Source organism: Amycolatopsis samaneae (assembly GCF_039541975.1).
GTDB lineage: Bacteria > Actinomycetota > Actinomycetes > Mycobacteriales > Pseudonocardiaceae > Amycolatopsis > Amycolatopsis samaneae.
Map to the genome: position 1 here is coordinate 642,869 of NZ_BAABHG010000001.1, position 22,863 is coordinate 665,731.

The following is a 22,863-nucleotide window of genomic DNA, read 5'->3' on the forward strand; positions in this document are numbered from 1 at the left end:
CGACGGCTCCTGTGACGAATGTGGTTACAAAGCACCGAAAACAGCGGAATCCGGCAGTGCCACGGTGCCGGGTACCGGGGAGAAGTCCGTACCCTCCGGCCACTCCTCCGGTCGCCTCCCCTCCGGCCGTACCGGCGGCAGGAGCCGCACCACGGCGGCGCAGGGGCGGCTCGGCGCCGGTCTGTTCGAGGTGCCACCCGCGCTCGCGCGGGACCCGGGATCGGCCGTGCTGCGGGATCCCCAGGTGCCCCCGTCGCGGCAGCGCTGCCGGGTGTGCGGCGAACTCGTCGGCCAGGCCCGCGACGGCATGCCCGCCTTCGCCGAGGGGTACTGCCCCCACGACGGCACGCGGTTCTCGTTCACGCCCAAGCTGAACACGGGTGATCGGGTGGAGGACCGGTACGAGATCCTCGGCTGTCTCGCCTACGGCGGGCTCGGCTGGATCTACCTGGCCCGCGACCGCAGGCTCGGCGATCACGTCGCCGAGCGCTGGGTCGTCCTCAAAGGACTGATCGACACCGACGATCCGGACGCCGTGGCCGCCGCGGTCAACGAGCGCCGGTTCCTGGTCGAGGTGGACCACCCGAACATCGTCAAGATCCACGACTTCGTCCAGCACCCGGACCCGCGCACCGGCTCGCAGGTCGGCTATCTCGTCATGGAGTACCTCGGCGGCCAGTCGCTGCAGGAGCGCTACCTCGGGCACCGGGACGCCGAGGGCAACCGGGCACCGCTGCCGCTGCCGGTCGTGCTCGCCTACGGGCTCGAAATACTCCAGGCGTTCGGCTATCTGCACGAAAAGGGCCTGGTGTACTGCGATCTGAAACCGGACAACGTCCTGCAGGTCGGCCAGCAGGTGAAGCTGATCGATCTCGGCGCCGTGCTCCGGCTGGCCGACCGGCCGCGCGCGATCTACGGTGCCGTGGGCTTCCAGGCACCGGAGCTGGAGCGAACAGAGAATCCGATGGATCCCTCGGTCGCCTCCGACCTCTACACGGTGGGGCGGACGCTGGCGCTGATCAGCTTCCCGTTCCCCGGGTTCACCACCGAGTACCGGCATCGGCTGCCCGAGCCCGCCGACGTCCCGCTGCTGGCCGAGGAGGAGTCCTACTACCGGCTGCTGCGGCGCGCCACCCACCCGGACCCGGACCGGCGGTTCGCTTCGGCGGGCGAGATGCGGGACCAGGTGCACGGCGTGCTGCTGGAGGTGCTCTCCGCCGGGGACGGCGAGCCCCGCCCGGCGCCGTCGGCGTACTTCACCCCGGAGCGGGGCACCTTCGGCACCGCCGCCGGTGAGGTGTCGGCCGACGGCGGCGCGGACCAGGAGGTCGACTGGGCCGCCGTGCCGCAGGCGCTGCCGACCCCGCTGGTGGACCCGTCCGATCCGGGCGCGGGTTTCCTCGCCACGCTGGGCGCCACCGAGCCCGCCGACCTCGTCGCCACCCTGCTGGCGGCTCCGGTACGCAGCGCCGAGGTGCTGCTGCGCCTGGTGGACGCGCGGATCGCGGCCGGTGACCACGACGGCGCGCGGGCCGACCTCGCGGAGTTCGCGGCCGCGGCGCCCCGGGACTGGCGCGTGGCGTGGTATCAGGGCGTCGCGGCGCTCGCCGCGGGCGATCGCCCGGCCGCGGACACCGCGTTCGACGCGGTCTACGGCGAACTGCCCGGGGAACTGGCCCCCAAGCTCGCGCTGGCCGCCGCGGCGGAGTGGGGCGGCGACGACGAGCGGGCCGGGGCGCTCTACGGCCGGGTGTGGCGTACCGACACGACCTACGTCAACGCGGCGTTCGGGCTCGCCAGGGTGCTCCGGCGCCGCCGCCGCTGGCCGGACGCGGTCGCGGCGCTGGACGGGGTCCCGGACACCTCCAGCCAGCACCTGGCCGCGCAGGTGGCGGCGATCCGCACCCGGCTGGATCCCGACCAGGTCGGCAAGGCGGACCTGCTGGACGCCTCGGCCCGGCTGCAGCGGCTCAAGATGGACATCGAACGGCAGGCGAGGTTGTCGGTCGAGGTGTTCACCGCGGCGCTGAACTGGGTGCTCGACCATCCCGGGGCGGAGCGTTCCGGGACGGTCGTCGGGCACGCGTTCGACGAGCGGAAGCTCCGGACCGGGCTGGAACGGGCCTACCGCCACCTGGCCAAGCTGGCCGACGATCCGGACACCCGGTCCGGGCTGGTGGACCGGGCGAACCAGGTCCGGCCGTGGACGCTGGTGTAGCCGTGCCGTCCCCGCGCTGTCCCGGCTGCGCTCACCCCGCCGTACCGTCCTCGCGGTACTGCGAGCGGTGCGGCCGCAGGCTGGACGGCAGGCCGAAACCCGCCTCGCGCTGGCTCGCCTCCACGCCGGGAGACGGCCGGTGCGCACTGGACCTGGCGGCCGTCGCCGGCGTGACCGACCGGGGGTACTACCGGCGGCGGAACGAGGACGTGCTCGCGATCGGCCGGGTCGACGGCGTCTCGGCGGCGGTGGTCTGCGACGGCGTCTCGACCTCCGAGCGGCCGGAGGAGGCGGCGACGGCCGCCGCGTCGGCCGGGATCACCACGCTGCTCCGGCTGCTCGGGGACGGGGCCCCGCCCGCGACGGCGACCAGGGACGCGGCGCTGGCCGCCGGCGCGGCCGCGGCGGGCGCCGGGAGCCGGACCGAAGAGAATCCGCCTTGCTGTACCTACGTTTCCGCGATCGCGACCACCGGGTCGGTGGTGGTGGGCTGGATCGGCGACAGCCCGGCCTACTGGGCGGAGACCGGGGGCGCCCGGCGGCTGACCGTCGACGACGCCGATCCCCGGACCCGCGCGCTCAACCAGTGGCTGGGCGCGGACGCGCGGCGGGTGGCGCCGCACGTGAAGACGTTCGTGCCGGCGAATCCGGGGCAGGTGCTGGTGTGCAGCGACGGCCTGTCCCGTTACCTCGACCGCGACGGGCACGGCAGCGGCGGCGCACCGGCCGAAGCGGCTCGCGGCCTGCTGGAGTACGCGCTCGACGCGGGCGGGCACGACAACATCACCGTGGCGGTACTGGCTTTCCCGCCACCCCGCGGTTCCGACGCGTTGGGAGGCGTGACACCGTGACCGGGCAACTCACCTTCGAAGTACAGATCGACCAGAACGAGTACCTGCCCGCGGGCGGGCGGACGATGGACGCGGCGATCTCGGTGACCTGCGGCGCCGGCGGCGGGCTCGGCGGCCCGCCGCCGACCGCGGCCCAGGTCGTCATGATCGACTGCTCGACCTCGATGTCGGGCACGAAGCTCGCCGAGGCGAAACGGGCCACCGGCGTCGCCATCGACACGCTGCGCGACGACGTCGCCTTCGCGGTGATCTCCGGTACGTCGAGTGCCAGGGTGATCTACCCGCCGAAGGCCGGTGCGCTGGTTCCGGCGTCGGCGGCCACCCGCGCGCAGGCGAAGGAAGCGGTGCGCGGACTGCGGGCGCACGACGGCACCGCGATCGGCACCTGGCTCGCGCTGGCGGACCGGTTGCTGGACGGGCACCCGGCGCGGATCAAGCACGCGATCCTGCTCACCGACGGGCGCAACCAGCACCAGACGGAGGCGGAGTTCCGGCGTGACCTGGAGCGGTGCCGCGGCCACTTCGTCTGCGACAGCCGGGGTGTCGGCACGGAGTGGGAGGCGGCGCCGCTGCTCGCGATCGCGGAGACGTTGCTCGGATCCGCGTCCGGACTGACCGAACCGGATCGGCTCGCGGCCGACTTCCAGGCCGTCACCGAAGCGGTGATGGGCAAGGCCGTAGCCGACGTGTCGCTGCGGCTGTGGACTCCCGCCGACACGAAGATCCGGTTCCTCAAACAGGTTCACCCCGTGATCGTCGATCTCACCGAGCGCGGGACACCGGCCGGCGGTGAGCGCACACGCGACTACCCGACCGGTCAGTGGGGCGAGGAGACCAAGGACTTCCACCTCTCCGTCGAGGTGCCCGCCGGGCTGATCGGCGACGAACGGGCGGCCGCCAGGGTGAGCGTGGCGGTGGGCGAGCGCGAGCTGGCCGAACGCACCGTCTGGATCCACTGGACCGACGATCTCGTGCTCTCCACGCGGATCAACCCGCAGGTGGCGCACTACACCGGGCAGATCGAGCTGGCGGAGACCATCCAGGAGGGCCTGGCCGCGAGGGCCAAGGGCGAGGTGGACGTCGCGAACGCCAAGCTGGGGCGGGCCGTCCAGCTGGCCACCGAGTCCGGGAACCACGAGACGGTCAAGGTCCTCGCCAAGGTGGTGGAGGTCGTCGACGCGGTACAGGGCACGGTCCGGCTGCGGCACCAGATGGAGGCGGTCGACGCGGAACTGGCCGGCCTCCAGTCGCGGAGGACCATCCGGACCAGGAACGGCTGAGGACCGCCGATGCCCACCTGCCCCGAAGGCCACCACTCCGCCGACGACCGGCACTGCGACGTGTGCGGCCGCCCGTTCGGTCACTCCCCCCGCCCCGCGCCCGGCCCGCCACCGGCCGCCGTGCCGGAATGGGAGTGCCCGAACGGCCACCGGCGGCAGACGGGACAGTACTGCGAACAGTGCGGGCACAACTCGCTCCTGCCCGCCCCGGACGTGCCCCCGGCGGCGCCCGGCGGCCCGGCCGCCGTACCGGAGCTGCTCGCGGTGGCCACCACCGATCGCGAGTACTTCGAGTTCGTGTGCGCGGAGGCGGGTGAGAACGCCGCCTCCCTGCACTTCCCGCCGTACTGCCCCGAACGCCGTTTCCGCCTGTCCGGCAGGCAGATGCTCATCGGCAGGTACAGCGCCAGCCGGGGCTCCGATCCGGAGATCGACCTCACCGGCCCGCCGGAGGACCCGGCCGTCGGCCGCTCGCACGCGCTGCTCGTCGCGCGGGACGGCCACTGGGCGCTGGTCGACCTGGATTCGGTCAACCACACCTATCTCAACGACTTCACCACGGCCCCGCTCGCCCCGAACGTCGCCGTCCCGGTCGGTGACGGCGACCGGATCTACCTCGGCGCGTGGACCGTGCTCACGATCCGCGCGGAGCCGGGCGCCTGAGGGCCGTTCCCCGCGCAGCCGCTGAAGGACGCCTTCAGTGCGTTGGGCGCGCTGAAGGACGCCTTCAGTGCAGTGAGCGCACCGATGGCGTCCTTCAGCACACCCGGGCGCGGGGGTCGCCAAGCGGCGGTGGCGACGCTAGGTTGGGTGCGGGATCGACATACTGAGCGGTTGGTCGCTGGCCGGTATGGTGATCGTGAGCTGCTTCCCGACGACGAGGAGTACCCCCGTGAGCGAGTCCCCTTCCCGTGTCGCCATCGTGACCGGCGCCGGCCGCGGCATCGGCGCCGCCGTGGCCAGGCGCCTTGCCGCCGACGGGTTCGCCGTCGGACTGCTCGACCTCGACGAGGCCGGGGTCACCGCGGGCGCCGAGGCGATCGTCGCCGACGGCGGCCGGGCCGTCGGCGTCGCGCTCGACGTCAGCGACGCCGAGCAGGTCGAGGCCGCCGTCACCCGGGTCGCCGAGGAGCTCGGCGCGCCGACCGTGCTGGTGAACAACGCCGGGATCACGCGGGACAACCTCCTGTTCAAGATGTCCGAACAGGACTGGGACTCGGTGCTGACCGTGCACCTGCGCGGCTCGTTCCTGATGACCAGGGCGGTGCAGAAGTACCAGACCGAGCAGAAGTGGGGCCGGATCGTCAACCTGTCGAGCACTTCGGCGCTGGGCAACCGAGGCCAGGTCAACTACTCCGCCGCGAAGGCCGGTATGCAGGGCTTCACCAAGACCCTCGCGATCGAGCTGGGCAAGTTCGGCGTCACCGCGAACGCGATCGCCCCCGGTTTCATCGCCACCGACATGACCGCCGCGACCGCGGAACGGCTCGGCATGTCCTTCGAGGACTTCAAGACGGCGGCCGCTTCGCAGATCCCCGTGCAGCGCGTCGGCACGCCCGAGGATATCGCGAACCTCGCCTCGTTCCTGATCAGCGACGGCGCCGGGTTCATCTCCGGTCAGGTCATCTACGCGGCCGGCGGCCCGAAGGACTGAGGGGGCGACGATGCGGGTGTTCTCCTCCCTCGACGAGTTCGCCGGCGCGGTCGGCGAACACCTCGGGTACAGCGACTGGCTGCCGGTCACCCAGGAACGGGTGAACCTGTTCGCCGACGCGACCGACGATCACCAGTGGATCCACGTGGACGCCGGGAAGGCCGCCGACGGCCCGTTCGGCACGACGATCGCGCACGGCTTCCTGACCCTGTCGCTCATCTCGGGCTTCGTCGGCAGGATCTACCGGGTCGACGGGATCAGCATGGGCATCAACTACGGCCTCAACAAGGTCCGCTTCCCCCAGCCGGTGAAGGTCGGCGCGCGGATCAGGGCCGGGGCCCAGCTGATCGAGGTCACCGACGTGCCCGGCGGCAAGCAGGGCGTGGTGCGCTGGACGATCGAGATCGAGGACGAGGCCAAGCCCGCGTGCGTGGCCGAAATGGTCGCCAGGATCCTCGCCTGACCACCGGCGGAGCGGTCCCGGCCTGCCGCCGTTGTACGACATACCGACCAGTCGGTATTGTGACCGGGAGACCCGCCGCCGACGATCGACGAGGAGAGGCCGATGAGCCGGACCGACCTGCCCGGACTGGACCTGGCCGCCCTGCGCGCCTACCTGGACGAGCACCGTCCCGGGCTGGTCACCGGTGCGCTGAGCGCCGAGATCGTGCCGGGCGGCCGGTCGAACCTCACCTACCGGGTGAGCGACGGCCGGTCGCGCTGGGTGGTACGCCGCCCGCCGCTCGGCCACGTGCTGCCGACCGCGCACGACATGGCCCGCGAGTTCCGGGTGCTGTCCGGGCTGCGCGGCACCGCCGTCCCGGTGCCGGGGACGGTGGTGCTGTGCGAGGACCCCGCCGTGCTCGGCGCGCGGTTCTACGTCATGGAGCACGTCGAGGGCACGCCGTACCGCACCGAGGCCGAGCTGACCGCGCTCGGCCCGGACCGGACCCGGGCCATCGCCGACGCGCTGGTCGACACGCTCGTCGACCTGCACGCCGTCGAGCCGGAATCGGCCGGGCTCGGCGATTTCGGGCGCCCGGAAGGGTTTCTGGAACGGCAGCTGCGACGGTGGAAGAAGCAGCTGGACGGCTCCCGCAGCCGCGACCTCGAAGGCTTCGACCTCCTGCACGACCGGCTCGCGGCCTCGCTGCCGATTTCGGGGAAGCCGTCGATCGTCCACGGTGACTACCGGCTGGACAACGTGCTGGTCGACGACGAGGACCGCGTCACCGCGGTACTGGACTGGGAGATGTCCACGCTCGGCGACCCGCTGACCGACCTCGCGCTGCTGGTGGCCTACGCCGAGCGGGACCAGGCGACGGCGCGGTTCGTGTCCACCGCCAGCGCCGCGCCGGGATACCCCAGCTCCGACGAGGTGGTGTCCCGCTACGCCCAGCGGTCCGGGCGGGACGTGTCCCGGCTCGGCTGGTACGTCGGGTTCGCGTTCTTCAAACTGGCGGTGATCCTCGAAGGCATCTACTTCCGGTTCAGCCAGGGCAAGACCGTCGGCGCGGGCTTCGAGGACGTCAGCGACGCCGTCGTCCCGCTGATCGCGCACGGCAACCAGATTCTCAAAGAGGAGCAGTAGCGTGGATTTCGCCTTTGACGCCAAGACCGAGGAACTGCGCGGCAGGCTCCTCGACTTCATGGACTCGCACGTCCATCCCGCCGAACCGGTGCTGGAAGAGCAGCTGGCCGCGGCGAGCGACCCGTGGTCGCCCCCGCCGATCGTCGAGGACCTCAAGAAGGCCGCGCGCGAACGCGGCCTGTGGAACTTCTTCCTCCCCGGGGAACACGGCGCGGGACTGACGAACCTCCAGTACGCCCCGCTCGCGGAGATCACCGGTCGCAGCATCCGGCTGGCACCCGCCGCGCTCAACTGCGCCGCGCCGGACACCGGGAACATGGAGGTCCTCGCCATGTTCGGCTCCGACGAGCAGAAGAAGCGTTGGCTGGAACCGTTGCTGGCTGGCGAGATCCGGTCCGCGTTCGCGATGACCGAGCCGGAGGTCGCCTCCTCCGACGCGCGCAACATCGGCACCAGCATCCGCCGGGACGGTGACGAGTACGTCATCACCGGCCGCAAGTGGTACATCACCGGCGCGATGAACCCGAACTGCGCGATCTTCATCGTGATGGGCAAGACCGATCCGGACGCCGCCCCGCACCAGCAACAGAGCATGATCCTGGTCCCGCGTGACACGCCCGGCCTGACGGTCAAGCGCGGGATGAGCGTGTTCGGCTACACCGACGGCGACCACGGCGGCCACGCCGAGGTACTGTTCGACGACGTCCGGGTGCCCGCGGAGAACCTGATCGCCGCGGAAGGCGCCGGGTTCGCGATCGCGCAGGCGCGGCTGGGCCCCGGCCGGATCCACCACTGCATGCGGGCGATCGGGATGGCCGAGCGCGCGCTGGAGATGATGTGCCGCCGCACGATGTCGCGTGAGGCGTTCGGGAAGCCGATCGCCGAGCAGGGCGTGGTGCAGGACTGGATCGCCGAGTCGCGGGTGCGCATCGAGCAGCAGCGGCTCCTGGTGCTCAAGACGGCGTGGCTGATGGACACCGTGGGCAACCAGGGCGCGCACACCGAGATCCAGGCGATCAAGATCTCCACCCCGAGCGCCGTCGAATGGATTCTCGACAAGGCGATCCAGGCACACGGCGCGGGCGGGGTGAGCCAGGACTTCGCGCTCGCCGAGATGTGGGCGGGGGTGCGCACGCTGCGGCTGGCCGACGGGCCGGACGAGGTGCACAAGCGCTCGCTGGCGCGCCGCGAGCTGAAGAAGTACCGGACGGAGGCTGGCCGATGATCACCGCGACCGACCTGCGCGGGCGGGTCGCCGATTTCCTTGCCACGCACGACTTTTCGACCATGGACCGACTGGAGTTCCTGCGGGCGCGGTTCGATTCCGGGCTCGCCTGGGTCCACTTTCCCGAGGGCCTCGGCGGGCTCGGCGCCGCGCGGGCCCTTCAGTCCGTTGTGGACGAAGAGTTCGCCGCCGCGGGTGCGCCGGACAACGACCCGCGCAAGAACGTCATCGGGCTCGGCATGGCGGCGCCGACGATCCTCGCCTTCGGCAGCCGGGAACAGCGGGACCGCTATCTGCGTCCACTGTGGACAGGCGAGGAGATCTGGTGCCAGCTGTTCAGCGAGCCGGGCGCGGGGTCCGATCTCGCCGCGCTGGGCACCAGGGCGGTCCGCGACGGCGACGACTGGGTGGTGACCGGGCAGAAGGTGTGGACCTCCAGCGCGCATCTCGCGCGGTGGGCGATCCTGGTCGCCCGCACCGACCCGGACGTCCCGAAGCACCAGGGCATGACGTACTTCCTGTGCGACATGACCGCGCCGGGCGTCGAGGTCCGGCCGCTGCGCCAGATCACCGGCGAGGCCGAGTTCAACGAGGTTTTCCTCACCGAGGTGCGGATTCCGGACGCGCAACGGATCGGGGCGGTCGGCGAGGGCTGGAAGGTCGCGCAGACCACGCTGATGAACGAGCGGGTCGCGATCGGCGGAACGGTGTATCCCCGCGAGGGCGGGATGATCGGGCCGGTGGTGAAGACCTGGCGCGAACGTCCGGAGCTGCGCACGCCGGAACTGCGGGACCGGCTGGTGAAACTGTGGGTGGAGGCGGAGACGCTGCGGCTGGCCGGGACCCGGCTGCGCCAGCAGCTCGCCTCGGGTGCGCCGGGCCCGGAGGGGTCGGCGATGAAGGTCGCGTTCTCCGAACTGAACCAGGCGGTGTCCGGGTTGGAGATCGAGCTGCTCGGCGCGGAGGGGCTGACCTACGACGACTGGACGTTCCGGCGGTCGGAGTCGGTCGACTTCACCCGCCGCAGCCCCGGATACCGTTATCTGCGGGCGAAGGGCAACTCGATCGAGGGCGGCACCTCGGAGGTGCTGCGCAACATCATCTCCGAACGCGTCCTCGGCATGCCCTCGGAACCGCGGGTGGACAAGGACGTCGCCTGGAAGGACCTCCCCCGATGACCGAGCTCCGGGAACCGAACCTGCTCTACACCGACGTCGAGGACGACCTGCGCGCGAGCGTGCGGGACCTGCTCGCCGACCGGGCGCCCGCGGAGGCGGTGCTGAAGCGGGCCGAGACGGCCGAACCGTACGACCTGAAGCTGTGGCGCACCCTCGCCGCCGAACTCGGCGCCGCCGGGCTCGCGGTCCCGGAGGAGCTGGGCGGGCACGGCGCGTCGGCGCGTGAAGTCGCCGTGGTGCTGGAAGAACTGGGCCGATCGGTGGCGCCGGTACCGTTCCTGGGCAGCGTCGTGCTCGCGACGTCGGCGCTGCTCGGCGCGGACACCGCCGCGCCGGTGGCCGCCGAACTGCTCCCCCGCCTCGCCGCGGGCGAGGTGATCGGCGCGCTGGCGGTACCGCTGACGACGGCCCCGGACGCGGGATTCCCGGCCGCGGTGACGGCGGGCGCGGACGGAACGCTGAGCGGCCGCGTCGGCGCGGTGGCGGACGCGTCGGCCGCTGAGCTGCTCGTGGTCCCCGCCACCGGCCCGGACGGGCCGGGGCTGTACGCGGTCGAAGCGGCGTCCGCGGGGGTCACGGTGTCCGAACTGGTGTCGCTGGACCTGACGCGGCGGGTCGCCGACGTCGTCCTGGACCACGCGCCCGCGCGGCTCGTGGCCTCCGGCGCCCACGCGGAGTCCGGGCTGCGGCACGCGCTGACCACGGCGGCGGGCCTGCTCGCCTCCGAGCAGCTCGGCATCGCCGAATGGGCGCTGACCGAGACGACCGGGTACCTCAGGACGCGGTACCAGTTCGGCCGTCCGGTGGGCTCCTTCCAGTCCCTGAAACACCGGCTGGCCGATCTCTACACCGATCTGGTGGCGGCCCGCGCCGCCGCGCGCTACGCGGCCGACGCGCTCGCCACCGGCGGCGAGGACGTCGAGGTGGCGGTCGCGATCGCCCAGGCACGCACCGCGCCGATCGCGGTGCACACGGTCGAGGAGGCCATCCAGCTGCACGGCGGGATCGGCATGACCTGGGAGCACCCGGCGCATCTGTACCTCAAGCGCGCCAAGGCCGACGAGCTCGCCCTCGGCACCCCTGGACGGCACCGGGCGCGGCTGGCCGAGCTGGTGGACCTGCCAGCGTAAGCCCGATCGGGCACTATCCGTCCTTTTAGGACAGACAGTGCCCGATCCGGAGTTCGCGGAGTGGCTCGGCGCGGACGTCGCCGAGGAGACGACCCGCTTCCCGCCGCCGCTGATCGTGATGTCCGGTCACGAGGTGCCCGCGGAGCGGCTGACCGAGGTGGTCGCCCAGCACCGGAAGAGTACGCCGCGGTGACCCTGGACGAACGCCGTCCATTCGCACGGTGTTACCGCCCGTGAACGCCTTCCGCCCACGGGAGACGGACGTTTCAGGAACGGCCGGGCGGGCGGATGGCGTCGAGGAGCAGGTCGGCGTAGTGGTCACCGATCTGCCGCGCGGACAGCGATCCGCCGCGCCGGTACCACGAACCGAGGTGGTGCACCGAGCCGAAGAAGAAGTCGACGATCACGTCGGCGGGCTTGTCGTCGCGGAACTCGCCGGACGCCTGGCCCTCCTCGATCATCGCGCGGAACCGCTCGTGGTACCTGCGCCGTTCGGCCCGCACCGCCTTCTGCTTTTCGGCGTTGAGCTGGTGCATCGACTGCAGGAAGATCGTGCTGTCGTCCAGGTTGTCGATACTGCTCACGACGACGTCGGAAGCGGCGGCGGTCAGCCGTTCCCGCAGCGGCGCGTCGCTGGAGGCGACACCTTCGAGCTGCTTCATCTGCTCGCGCAGCACGCGGGCGTAGATCTCGTAGAGCAGGTCGTCCTTGGAGCCGAAGTAGTGGTACATCGCCCCTTTGGTGACCCCGGCCGCCTCGACGATCTCCTGCACCGAGGTACGGTCAAAGCCCTTCTTGGCGAACAGTTTCGTCGCCTGCTGCAGCAGCCGGCGCGGCACCGCGGCCTGGTCCTCGCCCGGCGCGGCGGCCACGTCACCCGTTTTGCGGGCAGTCGATCTGGTCACGATCCCAGCATACCGGCTGGTCGGTCGCCTGCCATCCCCGCCCGATCACGCGAGATCTCCACCTGATCACGCGAAACCCCCCACCCGGACACGCGAGAACGCCATGCCCGCCCAGCCGTCCTCGCGTGCCTGGACGGCGAACTCGCGTGATTGAGCGGCGAACTCGCGTGATCGGAGGGCGAACTCGCGTGATTCAGCAGCGGCCGAAGAACTCGACCTCGCCGAGGGCAACCACCCGGCCAGGGGCGGTGCCGTAGGCGCCGGTGACGGTGAGCCGGAGGCCGGTCACGTCGGACACGGCGAGCGCGGTGTGCTGGGGCCCCGGCTGGTCGGCGAGCCGGATCACGCTGGTCTGCCGTTTCCCGTCCTCGGTGGTCATGGTGAGTTCGAGCGCCGAGGGCCGGGCCTGGGTGTTGAACACCTCGCGTTCGGCGGAGGCCCCGTTGTTCACCACGACGTCGAGCACGCGGCACGCCCGGCCGAACCGCGCGTCCAGGTACTCCCCCTGTGCCGGCGCGGGGTTCGCGGGCGCCCAGAACCGGTTGGTGAACCCGTCCATGGCCAGTTTCGCCGGATGCCCGCCCGCCTCGCTGGAGGCGGTGATCGTCTGCGGGGTGAGCGCGACCGGTGTGGTGGTCTTGTCCTTCACCGCGGTGACGATGTCCGGTCCGTAGCGGATCAGCAGCCCGGCCACCACCGCGAGGAGCACCAGCACCAGCAGGAAGACCGGGAACCGGAGCCGCCCGCGGAACCGGGGCGGACGGATCCGCCGCCACCACGGCACCTTCGGGACCTCGGCCGCGGTTTCGCCGAGGACCGCGCCGCAGTCGCGGCAGAACCGGCGTCCCGGCGCGTTCGGGGTGCCGCAGTTCGGGCACGGGCGGTCGTCCGGGCCGACCGGCACCCCGGCGCCGTCCGGCGCGCGGACGCTGGGCCGCTTTTCGACCGGTTTGGCCGGTTGGACCGCCCCCGGCTGCTCGGGCCGGACCGGTGCCGCCTCGGCCGGGGCCACGCCCGGCGGGGGCGCCGACGGCGGTGGTGCCTGCGAGGGCGTGGGCGCCGGGGGTACCGGCGGCTGAGGCGTCGGGAAACCGGTCCGCGGGACCGCCGGAGGGGGCGGCGCGGGCACCGGTTGCTGTGGGGACGCCCCCGGCGGCGCGGGCGGCGGCGCCGGGGCGGGCGCGGACGGTGTGCCCCAGTCCAGATAGGCACCACAGTTCCCGCAGAAGGCCTCGCCCTCGGTGACCGGCGCCCCGCACACCTCGCAGCGCCGTACCGGCCCGGTCGCGCCCACGGTCTACACCCCCTCGATTTCCACGGTGAACGGCAGGTGCGCGGGGCAGGACTGCTGGACCACGCGCTCGCCGTCGCGCCGCCGGACGGCGGCCGGGTCCGGCACCCGCAGCCGCACGGCCAGCCCCGGCGCGCCGGGCGGGGGCAGCGCCGAGCCCGCGGCCGCCGCCCAGCTCACCCCGCCCGGATCGGTGATCTCGGCCGCGCCGCCGAACTCCGACCGCAGCCGTTCGGCCAGCCCGGCCGCGGTCCCCCGCCGCCGGTGCCTGGCCACCGCGCCTGCCACCACGGCGCGTGCGGACGGGTCGTCGGCGGCCACCCAGAACCCGAGCAGGGGCAGGAAGTCCGCCGGTGCCAGCGCCGGGTCGAAGTAGGCGTGGAGGTTGTCCAGCACCGACAGCACCGGCGCCACCACCTCGTCCAGCCCGGCGGTGAAACGCTGGGCGAGCCGGTCATCCGCGTACAACCCGGGAAGCTGTTCCCCGAGCGGATACCGGCTGGGCAGGCCGGGCACCCCGGCGCGCATCAGGCTCCCTCCGCGACGGTGACCTGGTGCTGGTAGGAGAAGATCAGCGCGGTGGGCGCGATTTCGAGCACGTTCACCGGTTCCCCGCGCCTGCCGGTGATCGGGTCGGCCGGGAACATCCGCAGTTCCTCCACCATCGACACGCCCGGCGCCGCGGCGAGCGCGGCGTGCACCTCGCCGAACTGCACCGGCCGCCCGAACGGCCAGCCGTCCCCGTCCGGACCGCCCCGCAACGGGTTGAGGTACCGGTAGAGCGCGTCCAGCGCCGCGCGCCGCGCGGGTTCGGCCGCGCCGGAGGCACGCAGCCGCGCCACCACGGTGAGGCCCTGGTAGTAGGGCGGCTCGACGAGCACCCTGGTACCGACCAGCCTGCGCGCGTCGAGGCTCGCCGCGATCGTGGCGAGCATTTCCCGTGGTGGCACCAGCTGTTCCAGCCGCAGTTCGTCACCCGTGTCGGCGGTCGCGCCGGGGACCACGAGGACCCGCACCGCCGCGCCACCCGGCCCGGCGTCGGCCGCGGGCACGCACCGGACCCTGGCCGCCGCGGGCGCGGCGCCCCGTGCGATCAGCTCGAAGTCGGCCACGGTGACCGCGCGTTCCTGGGTGCGCAGCGCCAGCGGCCCGCGCAGCTTCGCCGCTTCGACCGTTTCGCCGTCCACGCCGCCGCTCGCCGCCTCACGGTTCTCCACCTGGGCGACGTAGGGCACCGAACTGCGCAGTACCGAGATCGCCCGGCGCGCCACGTTCCCGGCCCGGCCGCCGCCGGTCCGGTAGCGGCGGACCCGGAGCACCGCGCCCTTCGGCGGGACGGCGCCGTAGTGCCGGATGGCGCCGTCGGGCTCGCGGACCGCGGGCCCGAAGGAGAACTCGCCGCTGGTGGCGTCCAGCACCACGTGCCGGTCGGCCGCCGCCGAGCCGCCGAAATGCTCCACAGTGGACCATTCCTGCCAGCCGGTCCCGTCGGAGACCTGCACCACCAGCGGCTCGCCGTCGGTGAGCACTGGCGGCCGGCTGACCGGGAACCGTTGTCCCGCAACGCCTTCGGATTCACCGATCACCTCGTCGAGCACGGTCTCCGCGTGCTCGGCGGCGATCGTGCCGCCGATGGTGAACGCCTCGGCCGCGCTGACCGTGGGTGACTCCGAGTAGAAGGGCTGTCCGGACAGGGGTTCCACCACCCGGCAGCGCAGCCAGCCCGCCCGCGCCCCGGCGATCACCGACGGGGTGTGCGTGGCGGGCACGTGCAGCACGACGTCGCCCGGCCGGTTCAGCCCGCCGGTACCGTCGGAGTCCACTTCGCACGGTGACCAGCCGGTGCCGTCCCACGCCTCCCAGACCAACGGCGGCTGCCGGGGATCCACGCCGATGCCCTCGACCTTGCTGTCCAGCCGGATCACCACCGCGCAGCGGGGCACGGCCGAGGACAGGCCGAGCAGCATGGTGTCCCCCGCCGAGGGCGCGGCCGCGAACGCCGGCACGTCCCGGCCGGAGAACAGGTCGTCGGTCCGGTCGGCGGGGGCACCGCCCGCGGCACCGGTCACCAGCCGCTCCAGCTCGCACGGCACCACGAACAGGTCGGCGGTGGTCGCGAAGGCGACCGCCTCCTCGGTTTCGCTGCGGGTCGTGGTCACCTCGGTGCCCGCCCGCAGCACCACCGGCTCCGGCTGGGGCGCCGACAGCCAGAAGGTGACGTCGGCCCGCGCGGCGGCAGGCGGGAACAGCCGCACCCCGAGCAGGTCGAGGAAGGCGAGGTAGTTGCGCTCGGGAACCCGGTTGAGCCGGTAGATCAACTGGTCGACCATGTGCGCGAAGGTCTCGATGAGGGTGACGCCGGGATCGGACACGTTGTGGTCCGTCCACTCCGGAGCACGTTGCTGCACATAGCGTTTCGCCTCGTCGACCAGCTGCTGGAACCGACGGTCGTCCAGGTTGGGTGCGGGCAGGCTCATGAGGTCTCGTTCGGCTCGTCGTGGGCGGGGATAACGTAGAAGGGGAAGACGAGGTTGCGCGGATTGTTGGTCTCCCGCAACCGATAGCGGATGTCGATGTACAGGATCCCGCTGTCCACCGCGTCGTAGGCGACGGCGACCTCGTCCACCTCGATCCGCGGCTCCCAGCGGTCCAGCGCGATCCGCACCTCGTAGGCGATCCGCCCCGCGGTGGCGCCGTCGCTCGGCGCGAACACGTGCTCGTGCACCCCGCAGCCGAACTCCGGGCGCATCGGCCGCTCGCCGGGCGCAGTGCCGAGGATCAGCCGGATCGCCTCCTCGATCTCCTGCTCACCCGCCACCGTGGCGATACCGCCGGTGGCGTCGGCGCGCAGCGGGAAAGCCCAGCCACGGCCGATGAAACGGTCGCTCATCACCGTCCCCCGATCAACACAGTCCGAGCGCCACCGCTGACGACGGCCTTGCAGGCGGTCTTGTCCCCCACCGCGGCGATCGGGCGGCCGCCCACGAGCACCCGCCTGGTCGCGATCTCCGGACCCGGCAGGATGACGTTGGCCGGCCCCAGCAGCCGGTGCTGGGGCGGGACGTTGCAGCCGTTCATCGTGCCGGGACCGACGACCGCCGCCGGCCTCCCCTCGATCAGCACGGTCGGCATCCCGGCACCCTGGAGCGCGCCGGTCGGCGGCCCGACCGCCACACCCAGCTTCGCCCCCGCTTCGACATGGCTGGTCGGGTCCGTGATCCTGGCTGCCGGTGGCATCGGTCGTTCTCCTTCTTCCGGTTGACCATCCGCAATGGACGGACAAAGTGGACGTCGTGGTCTAGTTGAGGCGGATGATCCCGGCCCGGACACTCGCCTCGGTGCCGCCGTTGACCCGCACGCCGGTGCTGCCGTTGATCGACACCGACCTCCCGCGCAGGGCCAGATGCCCCGACCCGGCGTCGATCTCCACCCCGGTGCCGGTGATCCGGACGAACCGGCCCGCCTCGATCTGCACGCTGCCGTCGCTACGCACCACGATCCTGGTGCCCTGCCGGTCGAGGTCGACCTCCAGCTTCCCGTCCCCGGTGCGCAGCTTCACCCCGCTCGGCCCGCCCCTGGCGTCCAGCAGCTCGACCCGGTCACCGCGGCGGGTCGAGAAGGACCGGCGGTTGACCCGCCCGCTGGCCGGGTCCACCAGCGGGCCGTCGTGCGGCGACGGAACGTCCACGCCGTTGTAGAGCCCGCCGAGCACGTACGGCCTGTCCAGCAGCCCCTGCTCGAACCCGACCAGGACCTCGTCGTTGACGTCGGGGGCGACCACTCCCCCGCCGCCGACCCCGCCGAACTGCACGGTGCGCACCCAGTCGGTGACGTAGTCGGGGTCCAGCCACGGGAACGAGAGCTTCACCAGTCCCGGCCCGTTCTTCGGCTTCTTCTGGACCTCGGTGACCAGGCCGATCGCCAGCCCCGGCATGCGCGGCGGCTCCGGCACGGCCGCCGTGACAAGCCCCGCGTGCGACCGGTCCGCCGCCCCGCTGACCGTCACCGTGGTCCGGTACCCCAGGCCCGGCTCGAACACGTGCCTGCTGGCGCTGGCGGTGTAGCGCCCGGAGAACGCCTGGCCGAGGTTGGCGAGCGCGACCGGCACCCCGGCGCGCAGATGCGGATTGCCCTCGCAGACCGCCTCCACCTCACCGAAGCCCGCGGCCGCCGCGGTGGCCTGCGCGGCGGACGCGGTGTCCACTTCGGACTGGGTGCGGTACGCGCCGTCGGTGACCAGCAACTCGCCCGCGCCGCCGAACCGGGCGCTCGACTGGCCGGAGGACATCCCGGCGACCACCGTCCGGGAGGTGGCCGCCCTGGTCCGCTTCACCAGTGGCTGCTTCGTGGTGGTGTTCCAGCCGCGGACGGTCACCGAGTCGACCTGTTCGGCGGTGGACAGCGCGGCCCGCAACGACAGCAGGTTTTCCCCGTACTGCAACACCTGCGGGTTCAGCCGCGCCGAAGAGCGAGGCGAGGGCGCCCGCTGGGCCGGGTCCGGCGCGGTGAAGTCGAGCCTGCCCTGGTCGTCGACCCTGACCACCACGCCGTGCTCGGCGGCGAGCTGCTGGAGGAACTCCCAGTCGGTCGTGTTGGCCTGGGTGATCTGCGGGTAGGTCGGGCCGGGCGCGCGGACCTTCCCCGGCTTCAGGCCCGCCTTCTTCGCGACCTGGCGGACGATGTCGGCCGCGGTCATGTTCCGGAACGCGAGCACCCGGCGGCGGCGCATCAGCCGGTGCGCGCGGTCGGCCGCGCGCAGCACGGTGAACGTCCCGGTCTCGTCGGTTTCGGTCTCCAGCCCGATGATCTCGCCGGAGAACAACGTGAGCCTGCTGTTGTCCGCGACGGTGGTGACCGCGACCTCGAGCGGGCTGCCGATGGTGACACCGGTGTCGGTGAGCAGGTCGTGGTCGGGGTCCCGGAACGTCAGCACCGCGGCCGCCGGCAGGTTCACCGTGTCGTCCACCACGCACTGGACGAGCTGTTCGGCCCAGACCTCCGGCAGCGGGCCGGGCGTGCCGATCACGGGTTCGAGGGCGTAGGAGCGCATGGTTCAGCCCTCCGTGTCCGAGGCCGGGATGAGCAGTTCGGTCCCCGGCCGCAGCCGCATCGGATCGTCGAGGCCGTTGGCCTCGGCGATGACCCGCCACGCGGTCGCGTCGCCGTACTCGCGCCAGGCCAGCTGCGCCAGCGTGTCGCCGGCCACGACCCGGTGCCCGCGCCGGGCCTCGATCGCGCCCGAGGTGGGGTTCTGCCCCGGGGTGGCGCCGCCCGCCTCGTCGATGGTCAGCGAGCACCGGGCCCGCAGCGGGGTTCCGTCCACATCGAACAGTGAGTAGGCGACCGAGACGTTCTTGACGATCCCGTCGAACGACACCGTGGTCGAGCGGCCCCACTCGAAGCGCACCCACGGACTGGCCGGGCGTTTCTTGCCGAGGCTCTGCGTGGTGGGCACGCAGGCGAGCAGGATCTTCTTCACGTTCTTCTCCACCGAGTTGTCGTGCTTCGCGGTGGCGTCCAGGAAGATCTCCACGGAAAGACTGCGGGGCGCGCTGCCGACGAACTCGGGCACCGCGGCCTGGTCGGCCATCCGGGACGGCTTCCGCCGCCATTCGGTGCGCTTGGTCAGCGTCAGCTGGTTGGGGTTGAACTGGAACCCCACGCGCGCGATCAGCCCTCCCGGGGCCGCGCCGACCTTCGCGGGCGGCTGCATGATCCGCAGCGCCGCGCGGACCAGGTTCGCACCGGCCGGTGCGGTCATGGACGTCCTCCTGTTCGGGGCGGGCGGGTCACCGCGGCTGCAGGCCGTGGTGGGCGATCTCCAGCCGCTCCACCGCGGCCTCCGAGCGGGACGGGTCGAACTCCGGGCCCTGCCAGCGCACCGGCACGATTCCGAGCACGCTCCAGCGGGCGATCGGGGTGCGGTCCGGGCGCAGCGCGACGATCTCACCGTTCTTGCGCTCCACCCGCTGCACGATCCGGTTGAGCCACCGGGTCACCTTCGCGGTGTCCGCGGTGACCGGCCGGGTCAGCGTGATGTTGGACCAGCGGATCCGGCTCGGCAGCTGCCAGACGAACCCGTTGTTGCCGCCCTCGGAGAACTGTTCCATCTCGACTTCGGCGCCGAGGCCGGAGCAGCTGTTGAACGCGCCGAGGTCGTCCCCGCCGATCGTCAGCCGGAAGAAGACCGTGCTGGCGAAGACCTGGGTGGACATCCGGCACCTCCTTTCCGTGTCGTCCCGGTACCGCTGTTGTCCCGGTGCCTGTCCGGCGCCTGTTCAGCGCCGCCGTGGATGCAGCCGTCCCGCGCGTTCCCGGCCCGCTCGCAGATCGGCGCGCAGCAGCCTGCTCACCGGTTCCACGAGGCGCCGGGCCAGTTCGTCCATGCCCTGGTGTTCCGCCGTGGGCTCGTCACCACTGTCCGTGCCGGTCTCGGTCGGCGCGCCGACCGAGACCGGCGTGCCCGGCGGGGTGTCGATCGGTGTGCCCGGCGAGGAGTCCTCGGCGTCATCGGCGAGGGAGGACAGGCCCGAGGTGACCGCGGACAGCGAGGGCAGCGCGAAGTCACGCTGGATCGTCGCCGGTTCGCGCGGTGGCGCGGCGATGGGCAGTTCGGGCACCCAGCGCGCTGGGACCACCGGGGCCGGAGCGACGGCGGGTGCCGGGCCCGCCGCGTTCCGCTGGACGGGCGTCTCCGACCGCACCGCGCCGTGCCGGTTCGGCGCGCCGGGCGGCATCGGCCGGGACGCCGGGGGCCGGGACCGGCCCGGCCGCACCGTGGCGCGCTGGATCGCCTCGCCACCGCGCGGCACGTCACCGCGGACCCAGCGGACCGGAGCCGCACTGTCCACTGTGGATACCGCGGCCGGTGCGGGCTCGGTTACCGAACGCGTCAGCGGCCGGTAACCGAGCAACGGCCGGATGACCGGGTGCCGTGCCGTCGGAACGGGTTCGGCCCGGCGAGCGGCGGCCATCGGCGTGTCCCCCGCGACGCCGGATCCGGCGGTCTCGGCCAGGCGCTGGATCGACGTGCCGGAGAGCGGCGGAGCGGACCGGCCGGGCCCGTGCCGCGGAGTGTCCGGGTGCCCGGACGACGCGGGGGCGGGAACTTCCGGCGAGGGCACTACGGGCAGGGCGTGGTCCGCATGGTGATGCGCGCCCGGCTCAGCCCGTTCGCCGTCAGCGAGCCGCTGGATACTCGCGGTTCCGGACACCAACGGCGCGGACGTGCGCTGGGAGGAGTCCGCCTGTCCGGCACCCGATTGCCCGGGTGCGCCGGGAGGTTCCGGCGCGGGCGGTATGTGCCGCTCGCCGGCAGCAAGCCGCTGGATGTTCCCGGTTCCGGAAACCAGCGGCGAGGAGTCCGGCTGTCCGGTCCGGTGTTCGGGCGTTCCGGGAACGGGGGCTTCCGGCAAGGGCACCACGGGCAGCGCGTGGTCCGCGTGGTGATGCGCACCCGGCCCGGCCTGCTCGCCCTCGGTGAGCCGCTGGATACTTCCGGTTCCAGAAACCAACGGCGCGGACCCGCGCTGCGGGGACTCCGGCTGTCCGGCACCCGATCGTCCGGGTGCCCCGGGCGCTTCCGGCACAGACACCACGGGCAATGCGTGCCCCCGAGGGTGATGCGCGCCCGGCTCAGCCTGCTCACCCTCAGTGAGCCGCTGGATGCTCCCGGTTCCGGAAACCAACGGCGCGGACCCGCGCCGCGGGGACTCCGGCTGTCGGGTCCGAGGTTCGAGCGTTCCGGGGACGGGAGCCTCCGGCATAGGCACCACGGGCAATACGTGCCCCCGAGGGTGATGCGCGCCCGGCTCGGCCCGCTCGCCCTCGGTGATCCGCTGGATGCTTCCGGTTCCGGAAACCAGCGGCGCGGACGCGCGCTGCGAGGAGTCCGCCTGTCCGGCACCCGGTTGTTCGAACGTCCTGGGAGTTTCCGGCGCGGGCGGCGTGCCCGGCCCGATCCGTTCGCCGTCCGCGATCGGCGCCTCGCCGATCGAAGCAGGACCCGCCGGACGGGCCGAAGTCCCCGGCGTGGCCGGGTCGTCCTCGTGCGCGGAGACCACCGGCAGTTCGGGCGCGGGCCGGTCCCCGACGAGACTTCCGGCCGCTTCGGTGGCCGCGACGCGCTGGACCACCCCGGCCCCAGACACCAGCGGCGCCACCCGGGGCACCGACGCGGCCGGGTCCGGACCGGCGCCGAGGCGTCGCGAGCCGGATGACGACGTGGCGGCGCCCTCGCTTCCCGTCCGCCCCGAGTCCTGAGTGGACTGTGGTGGCCCCGAGATGTTCCGCTGCACGGAAACCCCTGGCGACGAGGCACCTTCGACCGTTGAGGACGCCGGAGCGCCTTCGTCCTCGCGCGGAGTAGCCACCGGCAGCGCCGGACTCTCGCCGCGATGCCGCACCGGCTCCGCCACGGTGGACTCCGCGATCCGCCGCGTCATCTCGGATCCGGGCACCAACGGCGCCGTCCCGGATTTCCCGGCGCCAGCGTCCGAAGTGGACTGCCCGACCTCCGGCCGCGCCGGACCCGGTCCGCGGTACCGCACCGGGCCTCCCTCGGGAGGAGCACTCGTGACCCGCTGCACCACCTCGGCGCCCGGCACCTCGGTATCCGAGTCGAGGATCTTCGCGGTCGGCGGCAGCGCGGACAGCGGCGCGCCCAGCCCCGTCGTCCGGCGAGCCGGTCGCGGACTCCCGGGCGGTTCAGCGGCCGAAGTGGACTGTCGATGGTCCGGGCCGGAGGTCAGCCGCTGCGCGGTCACCGGCAGTCCGGACAGCGGTGCGCCGAGGCCGGGTTTACGCGTCTCCGGAACCGGGACCACCGGCAGCGGCGAGGAATCGGCGTGCGCGCGCTGGACGGCGACGTCCGGTTCGCCGGGAGGCGCGGCGGTCTCGCCGAGCATCGGGCGGTCCGGAGTGGACGCCGGAGTCGTCGGCGGGAGTCCGGAGGGTCCGGGCGCGGGCCGGACGGGCGGCACGGTCGGGACCCGCCGGACGGGCCGCGCGACCCTGGCCACGGTGAGCGTCCGCGACGGCGGGGCGGGCCGGACCACCGCGGCTTCCGGACGCGAGGGCGCGAGCGGCTCGATCCGCTCGTCGGCCATCGTCCCGGACGACGGACCCGGGCCGCCGGAAGGGCGAACTCGCGTGTCCGAAGACGGAACTCGCGTGTCTGGGGACGGAACTCGCGTGTCTGGAGGGAGATCTCGGGGGGCCGGGATCCGCTGGACGACGGGTGGGACGGCGCCGGGCGTGTGGGTACGCGGGCGGGCCAGGCCCCGGCCGAGGCCGGACGGCGCGGCCGGGCTCACCGCGTGCCCCAGCTCGGTCCGGAAGGACGGGTTCTGCCAGGCGGCGAGCCGGTCGCGGAAGGCGAGCGGATCCGACACGGCCGGGGCCCGGCGCACGGTCGGGGTCATCGGCCCCGCCGCCCGCCAGCCACCGTCCGTTGTGGACGGTGGGGCCGACGTCGGCACCGGGGGCTCCGGCGCGGCCGCCGGGTCACGGCGACGGCGGAACCGGTCCAGCAGGCCCACC

At 73.0% G+C, this 22,863-nt stretch carries 21 protein-coding genes; 11 read left to right on the plus strand and 10 right to left on the minus strand.

What is annotated here, in order from left to right:
* The first annotated feature begins 64 nt into the window (after positions 1-64).
* From ABD987_RS02845 to ABD987_RS02895, 11 genes are all read left to right on the plus strand, one after another.
* Entirely contained in the window at positions 65-2,218 is a 2,154-nt protein-coding gene (locus ABD987_RS02845; protein ID WP_345386505.1) for a serine/threonine-protein kinase, read from the plus strand.
* Entirely contained in the window at positions 2,203-3,069 is an 867-nt protein-coding gene (locus tag ABD987_RS02850) for a PP2C family protein-serine/threonine phosphatase (RefSeq protein WP_345386507.1), read from the plus strand. The genes ABD987_RS02845 and ABD987_RS02850 overlap by 16 nt, the downstream gene beginning before the upstream one ends.
* Positions 3,066-4,349 (plus strand): VWA domain-containing protein, encoded by a 1,284-nt coding sequence (locus tag ABD987_RS02855; RefSeq protein ID WP_345386509.1) that lies wholly within the window; start codon positions 3,066-3,068, stop codon positions 4,347-4,349. The genes ABD987_RS02850 and ABD987_RS02855 overlap by 4 nt, the downstream gene beginning before the upstream one ends.
* A 9-nt stretch (positions 4,350-4,358) precedes the next feature.
* Positions 4,359-5,012, plus strand: a complete 654-nt coding sequence (locus tag ABD987_RS02860; RefSeq protein ID WP_345386511.1) for an FHA domain-containing protein — start codon at positions 4,359-4,361, stop codon at positions 5,010-5,012.
* 229 nt (positions 5,013-5,241) lie between these two features.
* The gene (gene fabG, locus ABD987_RS02865; protein ID WP_345386513.1) at positions 5,242-6,003 is read left to right on the plus strand and encodes a 3-oxoacyl-ACP reductase FabG; all 762 of its coding nucleotides are present in this window, start codon (positions 5,242-5,244) and stop codon (positions 6,001-6,003) included.
* Between the two features lie 10 nt (positions 6,004-6,013).
* Complete coding sequence (locus tag ABD987_RS02870) at positions 6,014-6,466, plus strand: MaoC family dehydratase (RefSeq protein WP_345386515.1); 453 nt, start codon at positions 6,014-6,016, stop codon at positions 6,464-6,466.
* A 102-nt stretch (positions 6,467-6,568) separates the two neighbouring features.
* Positions 6,569-7,594 carry a phosphotransferase family protein gene (locus tag ABD987_RS02875; protein ID WP_345386517.1) on the plus strand — a complete coding sequence of 342 codons (1,026 nt, stop codon included), beginning with the start codon at positions 6,569-6,571 and terminating at the stop codon, positions 7,592-7,594.
* A 1-nt stretch (position 7,595) separates the two neighbouring features.
* A complete protein-coding gene (locus tag ABD987_RS02880; protein WP_345386519.1) occupies positions 7,596-8,819 on the plus strand; it encodes an acyl-CoA dehydrogenase family protein in 1,224 nt (407 codons plus the stop codon).
* Entirely contained in the window at positions 8,816-9,997 is a 1,182-nt protein-coding gene (locus ABD987_RS02885) for an acyl-CoA dehydrogenase family protein (protein ID WP_345386521.1), read from the plus strand. Before ABD987_RS02880 ends, ABD987_RS02885 begins: the two co-directional genes overlap by 4 nt.
* Positions 9,994-11,127: an acyl-CoA dehydrogenase family protein gene (locus ABD987_RS02890; protein ID WP_345386523.1), complete on the plus strand. Its 1,134-nt coding sequence runs from the start codon at positions 9,994-9,996 to the stop codon at positions 11,125-11,127. The genes ABD987_RS02885 and ABD987_RS02890 overlap by 4 nt, the downstream gene beginning before the upstream one ends.
* A gap of 37 nt (positions 11,128-11,164) precedes the next feature.
* Entirely contained in the window at positions 11,165-11,320 is a 156-nt protein-coding gene (locus ABD987_RS02895) for a hypothetical protein (protein WP_345386525.1), read from the plus strand.
* Between the two features lie 73 nt (positions 11,321-11,393).
* Here the strand turns inward: ABD987_RS02895 and ABD987_RS02900 are convergent, their stop codons facing one another.
* From ABD987_RS02900 to ABD987_RS02945, 10 genes are all read right to left on the minus strand, one after another.
* Positions 11,394-12,032, minus strand: a complete 639-nt coding sequence (locus ABD987_RS02900; RefSeq protein ID WP_345386527.1) for a TetR/AcrR family transcriptional regulator — start codon at positions 12,030-12,032, stop codon at positions 11,394-11,396.
* A 193-nt stretch (positions 12,033-12,225) separates the two neighbouring features.
* Positions 12,226-13,326 (minus strand): NADase-type glycan-binding domain-containing protein, encoded by a 1,101-nt coding sequence (locus ABD987_RS02905; protein WP_345386529.1) that lies wholly within the window; start codon positions 13,324-13,326, stop codon positions 12,226-12,228.
* Between the two features lie 3 nt (positions 13,327-13,329).
* Positions 13,330-13,851 carry a phage tail protein gene (locus tag ABD987_RS02910; RefSeq protein ID WP_345386531.1) on the minus strand — a complete coding sequence of 174 codons (522 nt, stop codon included), beginning with the start codon at positions 13,849-13,851 and terminating at the stop codon, positions 13,330-13,332.
* Positions 13,851-15,800 carry a putative baseplate assembly protein gene (locus ABD987_RS02915; RefSeq protein ID WP_345386533.1) on the minus strand — a complete coding sequence of 650 codons (1,950 nt, stop codon included), beginning with the start codon at positions 15,798-15,800 and terminating at the stop codon, positions 13,851-13,853. The genes ABD987_RS02910 and ABD987_RS02915 overlap by 1 nt, the downstream gene beginning before the upstream one ends.
* Positions 15,797-16,213, minus strand: a complete 417-nt coding sequence (locus tag ABD987_RS02920; RefSeq protein WP_345386535.1) for a GPW/gp25 family protein — start codon at positions 16,211-16,213, stop codon at positions 15,797-15,799. The genes ABD987_RS02915 and ABD987_RS02920 overlap by 4 nt, the downstream gene beginning before the upstream one ends.
* Positions 16,213-16,560, minus strand: coding sequence for a PAAR domain-containing protein (locus tag ABD987_RS02925; protein WP_345386537.1), 348 nt, complete (start codon positions 16,558-16,560; stop codon positions 16,213-16,215). Before ABD987_RS02925 ends, ABD987_RS02920 begins: the two co-directional genes overlap by 1 nt.
* 61 nt (positions 16,561-16,621) lie before the next feature.
* Positions 16,622-18,373, minus strand: a complete 1,752-nt coding sequence (locus tag ABD987_RS02930; RefSeq protein WP_345386539.1) for a VgrG-related protein — start codon at positions 18,371-18,373, stop codon at positions 16,622-16,624.
* Positions 18,374-18,376: 3 nt separating this feature from the next.
* Positions 18,377-19,084 (minus strand): CIS tube protein, encoded by a 708-nt coding sequence (locus ABD987_RS02935; RefSeq protein ID WP_345386541.1) that lies wholly within the window; start codon positions 19,082-19,084, stop codon positions 18,377-18,379.
* 28 nt (positions 19,085-19,112) lie between these two features.
* Entirely contained in the window at positions 19,113-19,538 is a 426-nt protein-coding gene (locus tag ABD987_RS02940) for a phage tail protein (protein ID WP_345386543.1), read from the minus strand.
* A 63-nt stretch (positions 19,539-19,601) separates the two neighbouring features.
* Positions 19,602-22,862 (minus strand): hypothetical protein, encoded by a 3,261-nt coding sequence (locus ABD987_RS02945; RefSeq protein ID WP_345386545.1) that lies wholly within the window; start codon positions 22,860-22,862, stop codon positions 19,602-19,604.
* Position 22,863 lies beyond the last annotated feature (1 nt).